We start from the raw sequence: 19,302 nt of genomic DNA on the forward strand, positions 1-19,302 counted from the left end.
ATTTGAGTATTTATATTGATCTTACCAGATGTTTTAGTTATGATTTTTTAAATAAGATACTGCGTGGGTTATACTTTTACTTAGAGGTTTTGGGTTTTCCAAAAATCAATACGCTTTATATTAAATATGAAACTTTGGATTTCGACAATAGTTCTGGTTTAGAATTTTTTTTAGCTTCTCTATCTGATAATTGTAACTTTGTTAAATTGGATGAATTTATCTTTGAATTGCATCCTGGCGAGGATAATATTTACATTTTTTACAGGCACTCTAAAACCATCCATGATTCCTAAAAATTTTGAAGAAAAACTATTTATATCAAGACTAACTCTACTAACAGAAAAATCATTTAAAATTGATAAAAGAGAAAGTCTATAGTTGATAATATTCATAGGTTCAATTTTGATTTGAACATTGATTTGAATATTGGTATTCCTTATCAAGAGAAGGTGCATCTTAAAAGTGATTTAGAAAGATTAGTTGCATGTTATCCTGAATATATTTGTATTTTGGAATTTTTAGTTGATGAGGAAAATTATATTGAGTTTTTTAAAGATGTTTCTTTTATTTATGATGAAGCTAAGTCTGAAGATTTTTGGTTTTATGCTCTTGATTTTTTAGAATCTAATGGCTATATGAATTATGAGATTTCAAATTTTACCTTAAAGGGTTATGAAAGTAAACATAATTTGAGATACTGGGAAGCTTAAACCATATTTGGGTTTTTGAATAGATTCCGTTAGTTTACTTATTGGTACTAAAGGTGATAATCTTAAGGTTATAATGAGAAGAGATAATACTTCTTTAAGCAGTAAAGAATCTTCAGCGACTTTTGAGATTTTAAGTGATTTAGGTTTTTTTATTTGTCATTGCATGACAAACCTTGGTACTAAAAATGGTCTTGATATCTCTGTTTTAAAATGTAGGTTTATATATAATCAGGAGGATTTTTTTAAGTTCATTGATTATCTTTTAAGTTTAAGTAGAGCAGTTGTTTTTAGCAATGATGTTATTTACTTAGATGGATATGAAAAGTTTAAATTGAATTTATACCTTAGGTTGATTAGAGATTATTTAGTTAATAATTGTTTTAAAGTAAATTTTAAGTTTCTTTAACTTTTCCATTTTGATAATATACAATTTTTGTGTTTTGGTGATTGAAAATTCCAATTTCAAGTATTCCTGGAATTAGTTTAAAGTATTTTTCAGCACCTTTAGGATTTTCAATATTCATTTCTATATCTAAAATGTAGTTATTATTATCACTTATTAATGGACCTGCTTTAGATTTACAAGTTCTTAAAATAGGGTTAAAGTTCATTTTTTCTAGATTAGCTGTAATAAACGGAAGAGCATCTGGAACAATTTCAATTGGTACAGATATTTTTTCTCCTAAAGTTTGTACAATTTTTGTTTCATCTGCAATAATTAATAATTTATCAGAATTGTATGATACTATCTTTTCCATTAAATGAGCTGCTCCACCACCCTTTATTAGAGTTTTTTTTTCTAATAAAATTTTATCAGCTCCATCAATCGTGATATCTATATTTTTGCTAAATTTTGTAAATTTAGACTCGTATGTAATATTTTCTCTTGCAAGTAAATATTTTGTATTGCTGCTTGTTGGGTAAAGTTTTAGATTTTTTAAATCTCCCGATTTTATTTTTTCGCTTAAATATTTAATGGCATAAAAAACGGTTTTTCCTGTTCCAATCCCAAGGTGCATATTGCTTTTTACATAGTGATCAATTGCATATTGTGAGACTAATCTTTTTTGTTCTTCCATTCTAAAATTATCCTTAATCATATAGGTTTAGTTATAGGCTTTTAGAATTAATTATATCATTAAGGATGAGGTAATCAACAGTTCTGAATTTTTAATAATTTTGTCGAGTAATTTGTTATGTTTGTGTCTATTAGTGAATTTTTGAGTATTAACATTAGTTGAATTTTGTGCTAATTTTATAATTGATAGGGTGTGATTAAAGCAATAAAAACATTTCTTAGGAGATTTTATGTATAAATTAGTTTTAGTTCGGCATGGTGAGAGTGAATGGAATAAAGAAAATCTTTTTACAGGTTGGACTGATGTTAAGCTTTCTGAAAAAGGTATTTCTGAAGCTTTAGAGGGGGGTAAAGTTCTTAAACAAGAGGGCTATTCTTTTGATATTGCTTTTAGCTCAATGTTATTAAGGGCTAATGATACTTTAAATATTATTTTGAGTGAATTGGATCAATCTTACATTGATATAGAGAAGTCTTGGCGACTTAATGAGAGACATTATGGGGCTTTGCAGGGGTTAAGTAAAACTGAAACTGCTGAGAAGTATGGAGAAGATAAGGTTTTAATATGGAGACGTAGTTATGATGTTGCTCCTATGCCTTTAAAAGAGTCTGATAAGCGTCATCCAATTCATGACTTAAGGTATAAAGGAATTCCTAAAAGAGAGCTTCCTTCAACAGAATGTTTAAAGGATACTGTTGTAAGAGTGATACCATATTGGACAGATAAAATTGCTAAGGCTATTATTGAGGAAAAAAGGGTTATTATTGTTGCTCATGGTAATTCCTTAAGAGCTCTTGTTAAATATCTTGATAATATGAGTGATGATGACATTTTAAAGCTCAATATTCCAACTGGTATTCCTTTAGTTTATGAACTTGATAAAGATTTAAACCCTATTAAACATTACTATTTAGGGGATGAGGATAAAATTAAGTCAGCTATGGAATCTGTTGCTAATCAAGGTAAGAAAAAATAAAGAGTTTATTAAGAATGAATAAAAAGAGATCTTCTTTAGTTTAATGATCTCTTTTCATTTTATTTTTAATTAATTGGATACTAAAGCTAAATATAGTGTTTTACAATTTCTTCAAATTTTTTAATGCCAATTGTTTTAATAAATCCTGCTAATTTTGGTCCCTTTTCTTTATTAATTAATATAATATATAGTTGCTTAAATAATAATGGGGGATCAATCTTGTTTTCTCTTGCAATGTTGTAAATTTTATCTTGAATTTCTTTTTCAGTTATATTATTAAAATCTTGTTTTAGAAAATCTATTAATTGTGTTATTGCTTGTTTATTGCTAGCATTTAAGGGCTGAATGTTATCGAATGTTGATCTTAATGAAAATTTAAAGTCTTCAGGTGCAAATTTTTTTATCCAGTTAATGGCACACTCAATTTTTTTCATAAGTTTTTCTTTTTGATTTTCTTTTACATCATTTAAGAGTTTTAAAATTTTGTCTTTATCGCCTTCAAAGATTTGACAAATTACACTTAAATGTCTAAAACCAATTTGATAAGGAATTTCTTTGTCTGGTGATTTTGGTTGAGATAGTTCATAAATTCTTTTGAAAGCTTCTTTTTTGTTTTCTTTGATTTTATCAATTCCATAATATACTCTTTCAAATTTATCGTAGTCTTCATAAATTTTTATTACATCAAGATCAAATGATATTGAAAACTCTGTGTTAGGTTTTGTTGATGCAAATAGGAATCTTGTAACTTCAGGAGTATATATTTCAAGTACATCTTTTAGTGATACGACATTTCCTGATGATGAGGATATTTTTCCACCATGTCCTTTGATTGATATGAAATCATATTGAAATGTTATGGGAGGAGTCCCTCCGAAAATTTTTACAATCTTTTTTGAGGTGTCAAAGCTTCCTCCACTACTGTGATGATCTTTCCCAGCAGGCTCGAAGTCAACTTTTTCGTATTTCCATCTCATTGGCCAGTCAACCCTCCATGGAAGCTTTACAGCTCCTGTTTTTCTTAAGTCAAGTGATTCTTTATTTCCGCATTCGCAATAGTATTCAATGGAGTAGCAATAATTATAACTTTTTATTGTTGTAGTATCTCTGTTGCATTTAGTACAAAAAACACTAATAGGATACCAGTTATCTGCAAGTTTTGTTGTTCTATATTCATTTAGGGCTTTTGCTATTTCGTCTTTATGATCTAATGCAAACTTAATTTGACTTGAATAATCACTTAACATGTACTTTAGGCTTTGATCTATAAATTCTGGCTCAATACCTACAGTAGGTAGATATTTTTCAAATTCTATTTCATTTGCTTTTGCATAGCTTGACTCGTTAGTTTTAGTGTCAGGAACTCTTGTAATTGCTTGTCTTAAATAGGACGTTAGTAATTTCTGATCTGGCATATTGTTAGGTACTTTTCTAAATACATCATAATTATCCCAAGAGTAGATAAATCTTACATTTTTGCCTGCGTCTTTTAATGCTCGTGCTACAAGATCAACAGAAATTACTTCTCTAAAATTTCCAATATGTACAGTTCCTGATGGAGTAATGCCTGATGCAACTGTATATTGTTTTTTGTCTCCCTTTTCTTCTATGATTTTTTTTGCATAAAAATCTGCCCAGTGTGCTGTTTTCATAATATTACCCCTATTTAAAGCTTGATTTTATCATTCTATTTTTTTTGTTTCAAGATTTCAAATAGATGTTTTATTACATGATTTCGTTAATTTATTAGGTTTTTAATTATTTTAGGATTTTTGTTCCAATTTTTTCTTAATTTTACTTGTAAAAACAGGTCACATTTTTTTTCAAATATTTTTGATATTACTTTTCTTGATTCTTCTCCAATTACTTTTATTCCTTTTCCTCCCCTGCCAACTATTATGCCCTTTTGACTCTCTCCAGCTACAATAATGTTTGTTTTAATGAAAAGTTTATTTTTTCTCTCTTCTAAAATTTCAATTTCTGTATATAAGGAATATGGTAATTCTTCTTTGAGTCTTTTAATAGTTATTCCTCTAATTATTTCACTGATTCTTAGGTGCATTTCTTGATCTGTATAATATTCTTCTGGATAGTAAATAGGTCCTTCTTTGAGATTTGCGTAAATTTTATCTTTGATTGTTTCAATATTAATTTTTTTTTCAGCGGAGATTTTTATAATATTTTCTTTTTTTATTCCTCTTGCTTTTAAAAATAGCATTATTTCTCTTTCTTTTGTTTTTTGAAGGTCAATTTTGTTGATGATTACTAGAAAATTAATTTTGGATTTACTAATAATTGTTAGTATTTCATTTTCTTCAATACCAGGTTCATCTTGAATATCAATTACATAAAGAATTAATTCTGTCTCTTTAATTGCAGAATATACGTTACTCATCAGTGCTGTATTAAATTTTTTTTTACTTAGATGAAATCCCGGTGTGTCTATGAAAATAATTTGACCTCTTTTGTCTGTAAATATTCCTTTTATTTTGTTTCTAGTTGTTTGTGGAGTAGATGAAATAATTGATATTTGGTGTCCACATATTGAATTTAAAAGTGTAGATTTTCCTGTTGTAGGTCTACCTATTATTGATATAAATCCTGATTTCATTTTAGCCTTCCTATTAAATATATAGTACATTTATATGATAATTGATGTATACTATCTTTAAGTATTGTATTTAAAGGATTATAGTTTGAAAAAAGTCAATTTCGAGGTTTTTTGTGAACAGTGTGGTGAAAAGGTTAAACTTAATAAGTCTGTGTGTTCTAATTGTCAATCTAAACTGGGTGATCTTGAGTGTCCAAACTGTATGTATGTAGGTGTTGTTTCTGGATTTGAAAATGGTTGTCCAAGGTGTAGTTATAGCCCCTTTGAGGAGCTTAAGGAAACTCCTTTTAAAAGAAAGCATAAAGTGAGAATGAATAGTTATTTGAATAATAATGTCTTTTTAAGATCAAGATTTAATTTTGGATTTCATGTTAATGTGATGCTTTATTTATTTGCAAGTTTTTTGATGGTTTCGTTTTTGATGTATATTCTTTTTTTCTAGGGATGATTTCACATGGGAATTACAGTTTTTTATTTGTTTTCTGTTTTTTTGTCTTTTAAATTCGGAGATGATTTTAAATCTGTTGAAGAAAATGTTATGAAAAACTCTATTTTTTATTATGATATTAAAGAAGTTGAATTTCCTTTTGCTAAGACGCAAACTTTGAGATTTGATGGCAAGAGCTCTTTGAGATATGCTTACTTTAATTTTGATAAAGATAGGCTTTATTCGTATACTTTTGTTTTTGATAGAAAGTTGATTTCTCAATATTCTATATTTCTTAGTGTTAAAGAAAAATTTGGTGATGCCACTGTTGTAACTCCTTTTAATTATCTTTGGGATATTGGTGATTCTATCATTGCTTTAAATAGTAATATCTTAAGAATGACTTTAAAGTCTTATATTGATAAGGGATAAGGAAAATTGAATCTGAAGACTCTTTTTGTGTTAATTTTTTATATGTCCTGTTCTAATCATGTTTATAACAAGGAAATTATCATAAATGATACTAGCTTTTTTGTTAAGCTTGCGGTTGATGATCTTACTAGGACTAGGGGATATATGGGAACTAAGAGCATAAATGAGAATAATGGTATGCTTTTTATTTTTAAGGGGGAGAGAAATTTATCTTTTTGGATGAAAGATACTTCTGTTCCACTTGAAATCGCTTATATTGATTCTGCAGGGGTTATTAAAGAAATTTGCAGTTTGGTTCCTTTTTCAGAAAAAGCTGTAAATTCTAGACATAAGGTTAAGTATGCACTTGAGGTCCCAAGAGGCTCTTTTTCTAGATTTAAAATTAAAGTGGGTGATAAAGTGAAGTTCACTTTTGATGTTGACTCTTTAATTGTAGAATAGCTACTTGGCCTTTATTTTTTGAAGTTCTTCTTCTATGTGGTCTTTTATTTTGTCTTCTTCATTTTGTAAGGTATCCTTATCAGTCTCATTGGGTACATTTTTAATTTTATTTTTTGTATCGTTACCTTTTATTACTTTTTTAAAGATGGATATTGTTGTTGCAACTTCCTCAATAGCATCAAGGAGAAAGGATTCTTTTGCATGCTCTTCAGCTTTGACAATGTATACCAAAGAATTATTTCCTTTTTCAGGATCATGGATAATTTCCCATGATCCTAGTACTCGATTATTGTAGCTATCACTCATTAGAGATTCTGATATTTCTTGAATTTTATCTGAATTAACATCAAATGTTTCTACGATGCCAAATATTTCTCTTGTTTTTGATTTTTGATATGAATTTAGTTTTGATCTAATTATTATCTCTGTTTTTGTGTCATTGCTAATTTTTGATACAATAAAGTCATTTTCTTTGTCTATTTTATACTCAATTTTGTTATTGTCAAGTATTTTTTTTATTCTCTTATCATAAATTATATTTTTGTCTTTGCAACTTATCAGTCCTGTAAGTATTAAAACGGAAATAACTATGCTATATTTTAGTTTATGTATGTTTAATGTACTCATTTTTAACATTTTAGTACTTATCATGTAACTATTATAGTTTAGTTATAGGAATTTTTGAAGTAAGTTTATGTATTTTAAGAGTAATAATTATTCTTATACGGTGATTCAGTCTAAAAATAATTATGTGCAAAAGTCAACATTTGGAATCTCTTTTGTAATTTTAAATAGAGGTACAAAAATTTTTAGAGAAGATTTATTTAAATCCCTTTCTAATTTTGATTTTATAAGAGAGATTATTTCTATTGAAAAACAAAGTAATAGGAATTCTATTCAATTTATTTCAGAGAGCTATGATAAATTAAAGTTTATTTTACTTTCTGATGACTTGAATTCTGGTGAGAAGGTCAATTTGGCGATGAAAGAATCCATTTGTAGTTTTGTTTTTGTTTTAAAAAGTGATATGTACTTGCTAAATCCTTTTTGGATTCCTAATATACTTGACGAAATAGTTAAAAAAAATGTGCTTCTCGTTGGAGGAGAATTTTTTGACAAGGAAGAGGCAGTTATTCCTTCAGTTTTTCTTCCCACCGTTGATAAGCAGCAAAAATTAAAGGTAATTTTAATAAATTCTGAGAGGGATTATGAAAAGACTTTAGTTACAATGGATTATTGTGGTCTTTATTCTAAGGAGAAGTTTATTCAGTTAGGGGGTTTTGATAGAAGGATTGAAAACGAGTATTTTCAAAGACTAGATTTTGGACTTAGGGCTATTTATTTTGGAGAGAGTGTTCATATCTATAGGAAATTGAGAATACAATATACTGCTTTAAATGCTCCAGAAGATTTGACAAAAGATAGAAGTTTTTTGATCTTTTTGCTTAAAAATTATGTTCCTATTTTTGTTGGAAATGGAGTAAAATTTTCGTTCTTTAGATTTTTGAAACTATGTTTAAGATATCGGATTAATTTTTTTAAGTTTGGCAAAGAATTTAAAGAGATTAAAAGTGAAACTGTTAAAAATAGCTTAAGGTTTAAAGGTGATTTGAAGAGTGCAATTGAGCTTTGGGAAAATAATATTATTGATTAATGTAATCTTTGTCTATCTATCTTTAGAGGCTCAAGAAGCTGATTATGTTAATATTCTTGATTCATTTGATAGTAAATTTTTTAAATTCAATTTTAGCATTGAAAATGATATTCTTACAATTGAAAATGAGAAGGGACATCTTAAGATCAAGGTTGGATTTGAATATGGTCTTTCATCTATTGGTTATTACATTTATATAGAGCCCATCCTTTTAAAGGATGGAGAGATCCTGATAACTAAGAAAGCTTTGATGCAAATTGAAAATCATTTTAAATCTTTGCAAACTTATAGTAAGCCACGAATAACGTCGATAGTAATTGATCCTGGTCATGGAGGTCATGATAGAGGGGCTGTTGTAACGCATAGGATCAATGAATATGATATTACTCTTTTGGAGAAAGATTTTGCTTTAACTTATTCTATGCATTTGTATAAAATCTTAAGTAATTATTTTTTAGACAGAAATATTTTATTAACGCGTGTAGATGATATTTTCGTGCCGTTACAAGATAGGTCTGAACTTGCAAATGCTATTAAACCAGATTTTCCAAATAATGTGATATTTTTGTCAATACATGTGAATAATGCTCCAAATCCTAAAGCTAGAGGGATTGAATTTTGGTATCTTCCCCAGGATTCAAAAAGAGAAGTTATAAAAAATTTAAAAGGGTATGATGTCAGAGGTAATAGATACTTAAGGGAACTTAATGATATACTAGATATTAAGTATAAATATGAATCAAGGAAATTGGCTGAGATTTTATATGAGACTTTTATTGAGGTTGTATGTGAAACTAGAGTCAGATCAATTAGGGAAGAGCAGTGGTTTGTGATAAAAAATAGTAGTATGCCAGCTGTATTAATTGAGATTGGATTTTTATCTAATATTTATGATGCGATGTTGATTTTGGATTATAGTTATATGAGTAAAATGAATATATTAGTACTTGAATCTTTAATTAAATTTATTGAATTTTATGAAAAGTAATATGTTGGACATATTTTTAAAAAGTAGTTTTGTTTATTATAATTTTGTTAATCGTAATGTGACCAAATATATACTTGTGATACTAGTTGCATTTTTATTTTTAAGTTTCCTCTTTTCTTCATATGTGATTTTTTTAAATCATGAGAATATCTTTTTTAGGAAAGTATTTTATTTTTATTCAGAACATGGTTTGATTTCTGATTTGAGATATTTAAAGGAAAAAAAAACTCTTAAAGAGAATTTGGATTTTTTAGTTAAAGACTTTTTATTGGGTAATATTAAGGGTTTTGCTTTACAATTCAGTACAAGGGATGTAAGACTTTTGTACTCTTTTATCTATAATGATGTATATTGTATAAATCTTTCAAAAGAGTTTTATGATTCTTTTGACAATGGTAGTTATAATGATTCTGATAAATTAAAAATAAATTTGTTTGTTAAATCTTTGAAGAAAACAATTAATTTTAACTATCCTGGACATGTTGGAAAGATTTTTATTTTTATTGAGGGGTATATTCTAAATGTTTAAGTGTGATATTTGCTAAGCGTTCTTGAATATGTTGTAAAATTAAGAATTGAGATCTTAAGTTCTTTTTTATGGAAGGAGTTGGTTTGTATGATTAAAGCACAAAAGCTTGTTTCTATTTTATTTTTTCTTATTTTGTTTAGTTCTCTTTTAGCTCAAGAGCTATCTGTCGACACATCAGATGATAGTTCTCAGAAAAATGGGCCTGGGGAATTAGTTTTTGACTTTTCAGAACTTGCAAGAGATCTAAATTCAACTAGGCTTGATCTTACAGATTATGTTGATCGTGTATATTCGGGGGCTTCAGGTATTGTTAAGGCAGAGGATATGATATTAAACCTAGGACTAAATAATTGGATTGTTCTTTTGACTCCTTCAGCTAGAATGCAGGCTTATGTAAAAAATTCTTTTGTGTCTCCAGCTATTGTTAAGGGTGAATCCAAGAGATATGCTGGCGATACAATCTTGGGAGTGAGGGTATTTTTTCCAAAATATTCTCAATCTTCTGCAATGATTTTACCTCCATTTAAGATTCCTTTTTATGCTGGAGACGATGGCAATCAGTTTTTAGGTAAGGGACTCATTGATAATGTTAAGACTATGAAAGAGGTTAAGGTGACCGTTTACAGTTTAGGTTATGAGGCTGATCTTGAAGTTTTATTTGAAGATATGAGTGGTATGGAATATGTTTATCCTTTAGGCACTTTAAGATTTAAGGGTTGGGCGGATTTAGTATGGTCAAATCCTAATTATCTTCCAAGCATAAATTCTAGGATGATTAAAGATAATATTCCTAACTATCCTCTTCCCTCAAGTAAGATGAGATTTAAAGCATTAAGAATTTTAAAGTCTCATAGTTCAAGGGAGCAGAATTTTATTTTTTATGTCAAGGATGTGAGAGTTATTTATGATAAGTTAAATGTTTCCTTTGATTCTGAAATTGATAATGAATCTACATTTAAAATTTATGAGACACAGGGGATAGAATCACTTCGAAAATTAAAGGCACAGGAAACTTTTAGGAAAATTTTAAAGATTAAGGAAGATGTATCAATGTCAGATGAATCTTTCCAAAATTTTTTAGAGAAAGGTAATAATGATGGGGCTGGGTTACTTACTAAAGAAAAATGAATTTAATGATGTCAATAGGGCAAAACTCTTTAGAGTTTTGCCCTATGAACTAAAATAGAATAGGAAAATTAAGCTAATGATAGATTCAGAAAATGAAGAACTTTTGGAGATCTTTTTTGAAGAAGCTCAAAATCTTGTAGATACTCTTGAAGAGAATATCATGTCATTAGATGATGACCCTAATAATACAGAAACTATTGATGAGATATTTAGGGCTGCACATACCCTTAAAGGTAGTTCAGCTTCAGTTGACATGATGGAACTTTCAGGATTTACTCATGTTATTGAAGATGTATTTGATGCTATTAGAGATAACAAATTAAAAATATGTAATAATCTTGTTGATTTACTTTTAGGTTCGCTTGATGTAATAAAAGGCATGCTTGATGCACGTCTTAATGGAAATATTTATTTACAAGATGTAAGCGATCTTAAAATTAAATTAAGAGGGTTTTTAGAGAGAGATCAGACAACTTCTGTAGTGTTTTTAGATAATGTAAGTGACGATGAATTTTTGCTTTCTTCCCGTGAACTTAGTGATATGCGTGAAGGGTTGGGACTTGGACAAAAAGTTTTAAGGGTTAGTGTCCATTTTAATGAAGACAATCCCATGGTTACAGTTGCTGGGATACAGATGTTTCAATCTTTGAAAGACTTAGGGCCAATTCTTTACACTGTTCCTAATTATGAGCAAATTATTGCAGGTAAGTTTTTAAAAAGAGTAGATTATTATTTGATGTATTCAAATAATCTTAGTGTTGAGAAAAAAATAAACTTGTCTGATGTTGCTTTAAATTATGTAATTGATGAATTTGATATTGAGAGTGAGTTAGCAAAAGCAGAGTTAAGAGAAAAAAATATTGTTGATAATAATACTTCGTCTAAAGATGAATTGCAACTTTCTAGTGATGAAATTGTAAGCTTAAAGGAATACATTGGTAATGCTAAGTTATTTGAGGTGAAGTTAAATTTCAATAAAGATAATCCTATGGCAACAATTTCAGGACTGCAAATGCTTCAGGCATTAAGAAGTTTGGGAGAGGTTTATAAATCTATTCCTAATAGTGAAGATTTATTAACCGATAAGTTTTTTGATTTTATTGTGTATTATTTGATATCAAATACCTCAGTGGATAGTATTTCTAGAAAAGTAAATTTGTCAGATGTTGTTGTTAGTTTTGATATTAATGAAGTTGATTTGAAAAAGATTAAAAAGGTAGATTTAAATACTGAAGTTGATAATTATGCTCCTGTTAAGGAATCTAAGAAAGTGCCTGTGAATATCAATTTAATTAGGGTTGATAGTAAAAGAATAGATTACATGCTAAATCTTGTAAGTGAGGCTGTCGTAAGTAAGTCAACTTATAATCAAATAAATTTTGATATGATATCTTTTCTTCATAATTTTAATCATTTTTATGATTCTCAAGAAAGTTTTCGAAATAATTTCTTGGTAGATTTAAAGATGATTTTTAAGGATATTGGATTAGACTTAGAAAGTTCTATTGAGAATCAAATAGCAGGTTTGGTCGAGTATAAGGTTGATAGAATTCTACATGATATTTCAGAATTGAAAGATTTGTTGTTAAAAATTATTCAGGATTCTAAATCTACCTCTAATAGGCTTTCTAGAATAATTACTGATTTACATGAGAGTGTTTTAAAAACAAGGATGCTACCAGTTTCTGGTATTTTTTCAAGATTTACAAGAGTTGTAAGAGACCTTTCAAAGAAGTTGGGTAAAATTGTAGAGCTTAGTACTGAGGGGGAGGATACGGAGATTGATAAATCTGTTATGGATGATCTTGTAGAGCCTTTAATGCATTGTGTTAGAAATTCTATGGATCATGGACTTGAAACTGCTGATGAGAGACTTAAGAAAGGCAAGGATGAAGCTGGTCATATAGTTTTGCGTGCTAAGAATGAGGGTAATGTGATATCAATTGAGATTGAAGATGATGGGAGAGGGATAGATCCAAATATTATTAGGAGAAAATCAATTGAAAAAGGTTTAATTAAGGAGAATACGATTTTATCTGAGAGTGAGATTCTGAACTTAATTTTTTCTCCTGGATTTTCAACGGCTAGTCAGATTACAGATGTTTCTGGTAGAGGAGTAGGGCTTGATGTTGTTAAAAATAGTATTAAAAAATTGAATGGGACTATTGTTATAGATTCAAAAATTGATGTTGGTACTACTTTTAAAATAAAGCTTCCTTTAACATTAGTGATTGTTCAGGGTCTTCTTGTAAAATCAGGCAGTGAAGTTTATGTTCTTCCTTTAAATAGTGTTCTTGAGACGCATAGGATTAGTGAAGAGGATATTAAAATTCTTGAAAATGATCATGAGGTGTATAATTTAAGAGAAGAAATTATATCTGTGCTTAGACTTGATGAGCTTTTTAATATAAAGTATGATCAAGACTTATATGAGAAATTTTTGATAGTCGTTAACATTAATGATAAAAAGGCAGGGATCGTTGTGGATTCTATTCTTGGAGAAGAAGATTTTGTTGTAAAGCCTATTAAAGACAAGTATGCTTCAAGTCCTGGAATAGTTGGGGCTGCTACACTTGGTAATGGTAAGGTTGTCTTAATTATTGATATATTTGGGCTTTTTGATTTAAAGGATATGAAAGAATAGTTTTATGATTGAAATAAAAGAGATATATTTAGGTGAGCGTGATTTAAGTAGTCAGGCAAAAGGAATTAACTCTGTTAATTTGGACTTTAAAGTAGTCTCGTTTAATATTGGAAATGATAATTATCTAGTAGATATTATGAAAGTGAAAGAAATTAGGAAATCTAGTAATTTTACATATGTTCCAAATGCTAGAAGATATGTGGTTGGTCTTGATAATTTAAGGGGAGAGATAATCTCTATTATTGATCTGAGAATAATGTTTAATTTGGAAGTTATTAAGAAGGAAGTTGAAGACATTATGATCCTTAGGAATGGAGATCTATTGGTGGGAGTTATTGTTGATAAGGTGAATAATGTTTTTTCTATTGATTCTTCTCTGATTCAAGATCCTCATCCTGTTTTATCTCAGGAATCGCTTATAGGCTATATAAAGGGAGTGGTTGAATACGGTGAAAAATTATATATTCTTCTTGATGTAGATAAGATTTTTGATTATGATGAAGAAAATGAGTTTTTAGGGGATAAGAGTAAGGATGATGATATAAATACTCTTGAGTATGAGGATAAGTCATTACTTAGTAGTAATCATTCTCTAGAGTTGCCAGAATCATCTTTTAGTGAGTATGTAACGTTATCTGAATATTCTTTAGATGATTTAAAGATTATTAAAGAGAATCTTTTTAAATATTCTTTCAATGCTTCTTTGGTAAATGATGAGTTTTTAAAGAAAGTTGCAATAAAATTAGATATTGCTAATATTAATGACTTAGTTTATGATAATTTTTTAAGTGAATTTTATTCAAAATCATCAGGACTTTTATGGGATGATAAGTATCTAAAAGAATTCCAAGATGAGATTGTTAAGAAGCATATCAATACTATGAATGATGTTAATTCTATTTTAAATGTTTTTGAGATTGGATGTGGTGATGGAAAGGAGACAATGTCTTTTGTGAATGCTTTATATGATTCTTATAAAAATCCTTTTAAGGTAACGGCTATTGATAATGATTTACTTAAGGTGATTAGCACTGCTAATTTAGCTTTCTCAGAATCTGAGATTAGTATGAGCGAGGTTTATAGAAAAAATTCCTTTGAGCAAGATTCAGGAATTTATAAATTCAAGCCAGAGGTTATGAATAGTGTTTTATTTGAATATTCAGATGCCATTTTATCAGAATTTCCAGAGAATTTAGGAGTTATTTTTTTAAGAGATATTTTATGTTTCTTGAATAATGATGATCAGGTTTTAATTTTAGATATGATTGCTGAAAAATCTGTCAAAGGAGCTATTTTGATTTTGGGAGATAATGAAGAACTTAAGAATAATAATATTTTTGTAAAGGATAGATCGGTGGAATATTTTAATCTGTATAAAAGGATCTAAAGGAGAAATTAATGAGAATAGATTATATAGAACCATTTTTAGATGCTGCTTCTTCAGTTTTAAGAGATATGTTGCTTGTTGAGGATATTCAGATGGGTAGTCCTGGACTTAAGTCGATAAATCAAAAAATAAAAGGGGTTTCTGTAATTGTAGGGCTTGCAGGTTCTGTTGAAGGTAGCATTGTTATTGATATGGATATTGCTACGGCTCTTTTTGTCGCCTCTAAGTTAAATTTTGAGGAGTATACTGATTTTGATGATGAAGAAACTAAGGAGATGGTAGCTGCGACTCTTACGGAAGTTGGTAATATTATTGCTGGTAATTTTGTTACTACTTTGCATGCTAAAGGCTTTATATTTGATATAACCCCACCAGCTTTTATTTATGGGGAAAATATGAAAATAAGTAATAAGGGTTCTGAGGCATTAATAGTACCTTTTACTTTGCCAGATGGTAAAATTATAGAAGTTAATATTGCAATAAGAGAGAGGGTTTGATATGATTATGACTTTGAAAGTACTTATTATAATAAAAGAAGAGGGTTTAATATGATCCAGAAAACTACAATTGCTACGGATTCTTTAACTAAACCAAAGGGGATTAATTATGATACAGGAGTTCCTTTTAATGTTTTAATTGTAGATGATTCAGTTTTTACTGTAAAGCAGCTTACACAAATTTTTACTTCTGAAGGGTTCAATATTATTGATACTGCTGCTGATGGTGAGGAGGCTGTGATCAAATATAAGAATTATTATCCTAACATTGATGTTGTTACTCTTGATATTACTATGCCCAAGATGGATGGGATAACTTGTCTTTCTAATATTATGGAATTTGATGCAAATGCTAAAATAATAATGATTTCTGCTTTGGGAAAAGAACAGTTGGTTAAGGATTGTTTGATTAAAGGTGCAAAGACGTTTATTGTAAAGCCTCTTGATAGAGCTAAGGTTCTTCAAAGAGTCATGTCTGTATTTGTTAAATGAAGCAGTGCTTAGTATTTGAGGTGTGATCTGTAAAAAATCATTTCATTGCTTATTTCATTTAGATTTTTTGTGAAGTAAGGTATGTTTAGGTTGAAGATTTCTAGTCTGTTTTTGTTATTATTGCCTATGTATAGCTCTAGCTTATAGAATCCTTTTTTTGTGTATATTAATGCTGAGCTTTTAAAAATTGAATCTATAGTTTTTATTTTGAATATTTTATAGTTTGAAAAACTATTGTCAATAATTTCACCTTGAAGTAAATATTTGTTGGCTTCTCTGTAAGTTGGAGTTATTTTAGTGTAGTCAATTTTACCTTTTATAATGCTTTTTATGAAATTTTCTGTTAATTTATATATCTGTATTTCATATGTGCTTTTTGGATGTTTAGTATAATATTCTTCTTCTATTATTAAATTAAAAGCAGAGTATTTTTTCGATGTTTCTGATGATCTTTTTTCAATTGAAGTTGTTATTAATCTTGAGTGAATTTGTGTGTTGATGATTAATATCAGGAATATTTTTTTTATCATGTATGTTCCTTATTGGTATTTATTATTCTTTTTACTGTTTCAATTTCTAGGGGAAGTTTACTTCTTCTTCTTTCAGTTAGCTTATCTTTTAATAAGACATTGTTAAATACTTTTGCCATTTCATATACTTTTTCTTCGCTGAAATAGAATGGAATTTGAATTTTTCTATATTCAATTGGATCTTGTAATATTTTTTGTATTAGTATAATTGGATTTAGAAAACTTGCTTTAAAGAATTTATAAAAATTTGTTAAAAACAGAGCAAATGATACAAAGAGTGTAAATAGAAATATCCCAATTACAGAATCGCTTTTTCTTTGCAGATATTTGTCTATATAAAATTTTGTTTGATCCATTTCTATAATTTTATATTCACTAGGACTGTAGTAGAAAAATATGTCATCAGATTTAGAATATATTGTTTTGTCTATGTCTTTAATTATTAGTATGAAAGGATATTTTTCTTTAATATAATTTTTTTCAGTTGTTATGGAGATGTTTTTTATGATATTAAATTCTTGTTTTTCTGGAATTGTGTTTGCAAAACCTGAGCTTGAGAATATTATAAAAAATATGAATGGAATTAGTAAACTTATTGAGAATGTTCTGGCAAATGCAATTAGTATTAAATTTTTCTCTTTTGAATTGTAATAGATTTCGATCATTAAGTCGTTAAATCTAAGGAGTCTTAGGAATCTTAATTTAAAAAGTGAAAGTATGATTGGACTTAGAATTGTTTCATGAGGATTAATAATATTTTGAATTTGATGAGAACTATAAAATATTAAAGGAATTAGGCAATGGAGCAGATCAAAAAATAAATTATTTCTTATGTATATTTGTGATGTTCGTGAAAAATAAGCTTTTGAAATTTTATATAGAAAAACTAAGATCAATATTGAATCAAATAAAAATCCAATGAATATTAGTGCAAATCGAATCTTGTATGGCAAAAAAAGTATTATTGATAATTCTTCTATTAGAAATCCAAGTATTGAAGCAATTAAAGTGGCTTTAAAAAAATTTGAGAGTACCTTTACCATTTATTTTTCCTAGCTATTTCTAGAAGTTCTTTCATAATTCTTGGATCATATTCTTTTGAGCTTGATTGTTTTATTGAGAACCAGCTTTCGTCATATCCTATGAATCCCTTTACTCTATTGTTTTTAATGTTTGGGATTTTGGTTCTGTTTGCAAAAATAGATATTAATGTTGCAATTGGGGACATGTTACTTACATTTTCATACTTAAACAAACTTTGAGTTATTAATTTAGTTGTGTTGTCGTCTAAGAAGTCAATTTCTTTGCTGACTAATTTTGATATATTTTCAATATTTGTTGAAATTAATTTCATCTCTTTTTCAAGATAAAACTTGATTATTAAAACCCTTAATAATAGTAGTATTTTTAAGTAATTTTTTATAATTTTTGAGGAATCAAGAGTATCATTTTCTTTTTTGATTAGGTATCTTGTATAGGAATTTTTGTCTTCAAAGAGTTTGTTTATATAAAATGTTATATATCCACTACTTATGACATTAAAATTATATAAAAATTCTTTTCTTAAGTAAGGATTTGCTTTAATGGAATTGAATATTAATTCTAAATTATTTTTATTGAATTCTTTTCTAAAAAGGTCTTTTACGATGTTAAGATCAATAGAATCGATGCTTGACAAAATAATAGGATTAATTATTATGTCTGTTTTTTTTTTAACGTATTGAATAAGTAAATCAGCATCAGATTTAAAGTTTTCATCAATAAATGTTGAAATCGTTTTTTTATTTTCTTCTAGATATTTTATTATTTCAATTTCTTTTTCAAATACTGATAAGCCCTTTATGCTTTCATGATTAAATAAATAATGATACAAGTGTGGAAAATATACCTTTAAATTCATTTGATTATGTCCAGAAGTTCAGATGGGCTATTTAGGATATATTTTGCTCCATTTTTTTTTAATTCATCTATTGTTCTAAATCCCCATGAAACTCCTATAGGTAGGAATCCGACATTTTGGGCAGTTATCATATCAATGTCGCTATCTCCGATGTATGCTATTTCTTCTGGCATAAGATTTAATTCTATTATCATGTCAAGTGCATTTGCAGGATCTGGCTTTGCCTCAAATCTTGATGAATAACCTCTGATTTCAAAAAAGTTGATATCTTTAAATATATCTCTTGCTATTATTAATAGTTCTTCATGGTTTTTATTGCTTAAGATACCAATAGGAATGTTAAGTGAATTTAGCGTGCTTAAAAGTTCTGGTATTCCATCATATGCTCTTGTTTGGGAAGAAAGATTTTGATTGTATTCTTTTACAAATTCTTGATAAAGATTGTCTTTAAGGTGTTTATTGTTTAGGTTTATCTTAAGGTATTTTAGAGTATTCTCTACTAATTTAGAATATCCTCTTCCAATAAGATTGTTAAATTCATCTGTTTTAATTTCTTTATATCCTAGCTTTTTTAATGCCAAATTCATTGAAACTGCAATGTCCATAATGCTGTTTATTAAAGTTCCATCCATGTCAAAAATGCAAGCTTTTATTTTCATATTTTAATCCTCTTAAAGATAATCATTATTTTAATGTGCCTTCATTTTATAATTGTTTTTTGTCTTTTATTAATTTTATTCCATGATTTTTAATATTTTACATTGTTTATGCTTTTTTTCTAAAAGATCCCTTGCAAATATTTACTTTTAATTTTAACATATTTTTCAAGGGTATGAACAAGTATCATTTTGTATTTGTGAGGTCTCAGATTGTTTTT

The 19,302-nt window shown here is 28.1% G+C and carries 23 protein-coding genes; 14 read left to right on the forward strand and 9 right to left on the reverse strand.

Going from position 1 to position 19,302, the window contains the following annotated elements; genetic code table 11:
- Positions 1–179 precede the first annotated feature (179 nt).
- Positions 180–392: a hypothetical protein gene (locus K5Q05_RS03230; protein WP_172799046.1), complete on the reverse strand. Its 213-nt coding sequence runs from the start codon at positions 390–392 to the stop codon at positions 180–182.
- Between the two features lie 15 nt (positions 393–407).
- On the opposite strand from K5Q05_RS03230, the gene K5Q05_RS03235 reads away from it, so the two are divergent.
- A complete protein-coding gene (locus K5Q05_RS03235) occupies positions 408–710 on the forward strand; it encodes a hypothetical protein (RefSeq protein WP_025443552.1) in 303 nt (100 codons plus the stop codon).
- A gap of 73 nt (positions 711–783) precedes the next feature.
- Positions 784–1,116 carry a hypothetical protein gene (locus K5Q05_RS03240; RefSeq protein ID WP_025443551.1) on the forward strand — a complete coding sequence of 111 codons (333 nt, stop codon included), beginning with the start codon at positions 784–786 and terminating at the stop codon, positions 1,114–1,116.
- Here the strand turns inward: K5Q05_RS03240 and rpiA are convergent.
- Entirely contained in the window at positions 1,103–1,789 is a 687-nt protein-coding gene (rpiA, locus tag K5Q05_RS03245) for a ribose 5-phosphate isomerase A (RefSeq protein WP_025443550.1), read from the reverse strand. The genes K5Q05_RS03240 and rpiA overlap by 14 nt on opposite strands.
- Positions 1,790–2,018: 229 nt before the next feature.
- Here rpiA and gpmA point away from each other — a divergent pair, with 229 nt between their 5' ends.
- Positions 2,019–2,765 carry a 2,3-diphosphoglycerate-dependent phosphoglycerate mutase gene (gene gpmA, locus K5Q05_RS03250; RefSeq protein ID WP_025443549.1) on the forward strand — a complete coding sequence of 249 codons (747 nt, stop codon included), beginning with the start codon at positions 2,019–2,021 and terminating at the stop codon, positions 2,763–2,765.
- A gap of 86 nt (positions 2,766–2,851) precedes the next feature.
- Here the strand turns inward: gpmA and lysS are convergent, their stop codons facing one another.
- Entirely contained in the window at positions 2,852–4,417 is a 1,566-nt protein-coding gene (gene lysS, locus K5Q05_RS03255; protein WP_025443548.1) for a lysine--tRNA ligase, read from the reverse strand.
- Positions 4,418–4,503: 86 nt separating this feature from the next.
- Positions 4,504–5,376: a GTPase Era gene (gene era, locus K5Q05_RS03260; RefSeq protein WP_099497062.1), complete on the reverse strand. Its 873-nt coding sequence runs from the start codon at positions 5,374–5,376 to the stop codon at positions 4,504–4,506.
- Between the two features lie 85 nt (positions 5,377–5,461).
- On the opposite strand from era, the gene K5Q05_RS03265 reads away from it, so the two are divergent.
- The 3 genes from K5Q05_RS03265 to K5Q05_RS03275 are packed head-to-tail and all read left to right on the forward strand — an operon-like array spanning position 5,462 to position 6,676.
- Positions 5,462–5,818, forward strand: coding sequence for a hypothetical protein (locus tag K5Q05_RS03265; protein ID WP_025443547.1), 357 nt, complete (start codon positions 5,462–5,464; stop codon positions 5,816–5,818).
- A 12-nt stretch (positions 5,819–5,830) separates the two neighbouring features.
- A complete protein-coding gene (locus tag K5Q05_RS03270) occupies positions 5,831–6,235 on the forward strand; it encodes a hypothetical protein (RefSeq protein WP_025443546.1) in 405 nt (134 codons plus the stop codon).
- A 42-nt stretch (positions 6,236–6,277) separates the two neighbouring features.
- The gene (locus K5Q05_RS03275; protein WP_172799050.1) at positions 6,278–6,676 is read left to right on the forward strand and encodes a DUF192 domain-containing protein; all 399 of its coding nucleotides are present in this window, start codon (positions 6,278–6,280) and stop codon (positions 6,674–6,676) included.
- Here K5Q05_RS03275 and K5Q05_RS03280 read toward each other — a convergent pair whose 3' ends face one another.
- A complete protein-coding gene (locus K5Q05_RS03280) occupies positions 6,677–7,312 on the reverse strand; it encodes a hypothetical protein (RefSeq protein ID WP_172964335.1) in 636 nt (211 codons plus the stop codon).
- Positions 7,313–7,370: 58 nt separating this feature from the next.
- Here K5Q05_RS03280 and K5Q05_RS03285 point away from each other — a divergent pair, with 58 nt between their 5' ends.
- The 8 genes from K5Q05_RS03285 to K5Q05_RS03320 all read left to right on the forward strand — a co-directional run bounded on the left by K5Q05_RS03285 (position 7,371) and on the right by K5Q05_RS03320 (position 15,995).
- Positions 7,371–8,330, forward strand: coding sequence for a glycosyltransferase family protein (locus tag K5Q05_RS03285; RefSeq protein ID WP_025443544.1), 960 nt, complete (start codon positions 7,371–7,373; stop codon positions 8,328–8,330).
- On the forward strand, positions 8,293–9,318 hold the full coding sequence (locus tag K5Q05_RS03290) for an N-acetylmuramoyl-L-alanine amidase family protein (protein ID WP_221019294.1): 1,026 nt from the start codon (positions 8,293–8,295) through the stop codon (positions 9,316–9,318). The genes K5Q05_RS03285 and K5Q05_RS03290 overlap by 38 nt, the downstream gene beginning before the upstream one ends.
- Positions 9,308–9,847 carry a hypothetical protein gene (locus K5Q05_RS03295; RefSeq protein ID WP_025443542.1) on the forward strand — a complete coding sequence of 180 codons (540 nt, stop codon included), beginning with the start codon at positions 9,308–9,310 and terminating at the stop codon, positions 9,845–9,847. The genes K5Q05_RS03290 and K5Q05_RS03295 overlap by 11 nt, the downstream gene beginning before the upstream one ends.
- Before the next feature lie 87 nt (positions 9,848–9,934).
- The gene (locus tag K5Q05_RS03300; RefSeq protein ID WP_025443541.1) at positions 9,935–10,975 is read left to right on the forward strand and encodes a flagellar filament outer layer protein FlaA; all 1,041 of its coding nucleotides are present in this window, start codon (positions 9,935–9,937) and stop codon (positions 10,973–10,975) included.
- Positions 10,976–11,051: 76 nt separating this feature from the next.
- Positions 11,052–13,619: a chemotaxis protein CheA gene (locus K5Q05_RS03305; protein WP_044003326.1), complete on the forward strand. Its 2,568-nt coding sequence runs from the start codon at positions 11,052–11,054 to the stop codon at positions 13,617–13,619.
- A gap of 7 nt (positions 13,620–13,626) precedes the next feature.
- On the forward strand, positions 13,627–15,006 hold the full coding sequence (locus tag K5Q05_RS03310; RefSeq protein ID WP_420043028.1) for a CheR family methyltransferase: 1,380 nt from the start codon (positions 13,627–13,629) through the stop codon (positions 15,004–15,006).
- Between the two features lie 11 nt (positions 15,007–15,017).
- The gene (locus K5Q05_RS03315) at positions 15,018–15,503 is read left to right on the forward strand and encodes a chemotaxis protein CheX (RefSeq protein WP_025443538.1); all 486 of its coding nucleotides are present in this window, start codon (positions 15,018–15,020) and stop codon (positions 15,501–15,503) included.
- Positions 15,504–15,554: 51 nt separating this feature from the next.
- The gene (locus K5Q05_RS03320; protein WP_025443537.1) at positions 15,555–15,995 is read left to right on the forward strand and encodes a response regulator; all 441 of its coding nucleotides are present in this window, start codon (positions 15,555–15,557) and stop codon (positions 15,993–15,995) included.
- Between the two features lie 8 nt (positions 15,996–16,003).
- Here K5Q05_RS03320 and K5Q05_RS03325 read toward each other — a convergent pair whose 3' ends face one another.
- Genes K5Q05_RS03325 through K5Q05_RS03340 form a run of 4 tightly spaced genes read right to left on the reverse strand, consistent with a single transcriptional unit; the run spans position 16,004 to position 19,084 of the window.
- Positions 16,004–16,525: a hypothetical protein gene (locus K5Q05_RS03325; RefSeq protein ID WP_025443536.1), complete on the reverse strand. Its 522-nt coding sequence runs from the start codon at positions 16,523–16,525 to the stop codon at positions 16,004–16,006.
- Positions 16,522–17,568, reverse strand: a complete 1,047-nt coding sequence (locus tag K5Q05_RS03330) for a hypothetical protein (protein ID WP_025443535.1) — start codon at positions 17,566–17,568, stop codon at positions 16,522–16,524. The genes K5Q05_RS03325 and K5Q05_RS03330 overlap by 4 nt, the downstream gene beginning before the upstream one ends.
- A complete protein-coding gene (locus K5Q05_RS03335) occupies positions 17,562–18,425 on the reverse strand; it encodes a hypothetical protein (RefSeq protein ID WP_025443534.1) in 864 nt (287 codons plus the stop codon). Before K5Q05_RS03335 ends, K5Q05_RS03330 begins: the two co-directional genes overlap by 7 nt.
- Entirely contained in the window at positions 18,422–19,084 is a 663-nt protein-coding gene (locus tag K5Q05_RS03340; protein WP_025443533.1) for an HAD family hydrolase, read from the reverse strand. Before K5Q05_RS03340 ends, K5Q05_RS03335 begins: the two co-directional genes overlap by 4 nt.
- Positions 19,085–19,302 lie beyond the last annotated feature (218 nt).

Source organism: Borrelia miyamotoi, from assembly GCF_019668505.1.
GTDB lineage: Bacteria > Spirochaetota > Spirochaetia > Borreliales > Borreliaceae > Borrelia > Borrelia miyamotoi.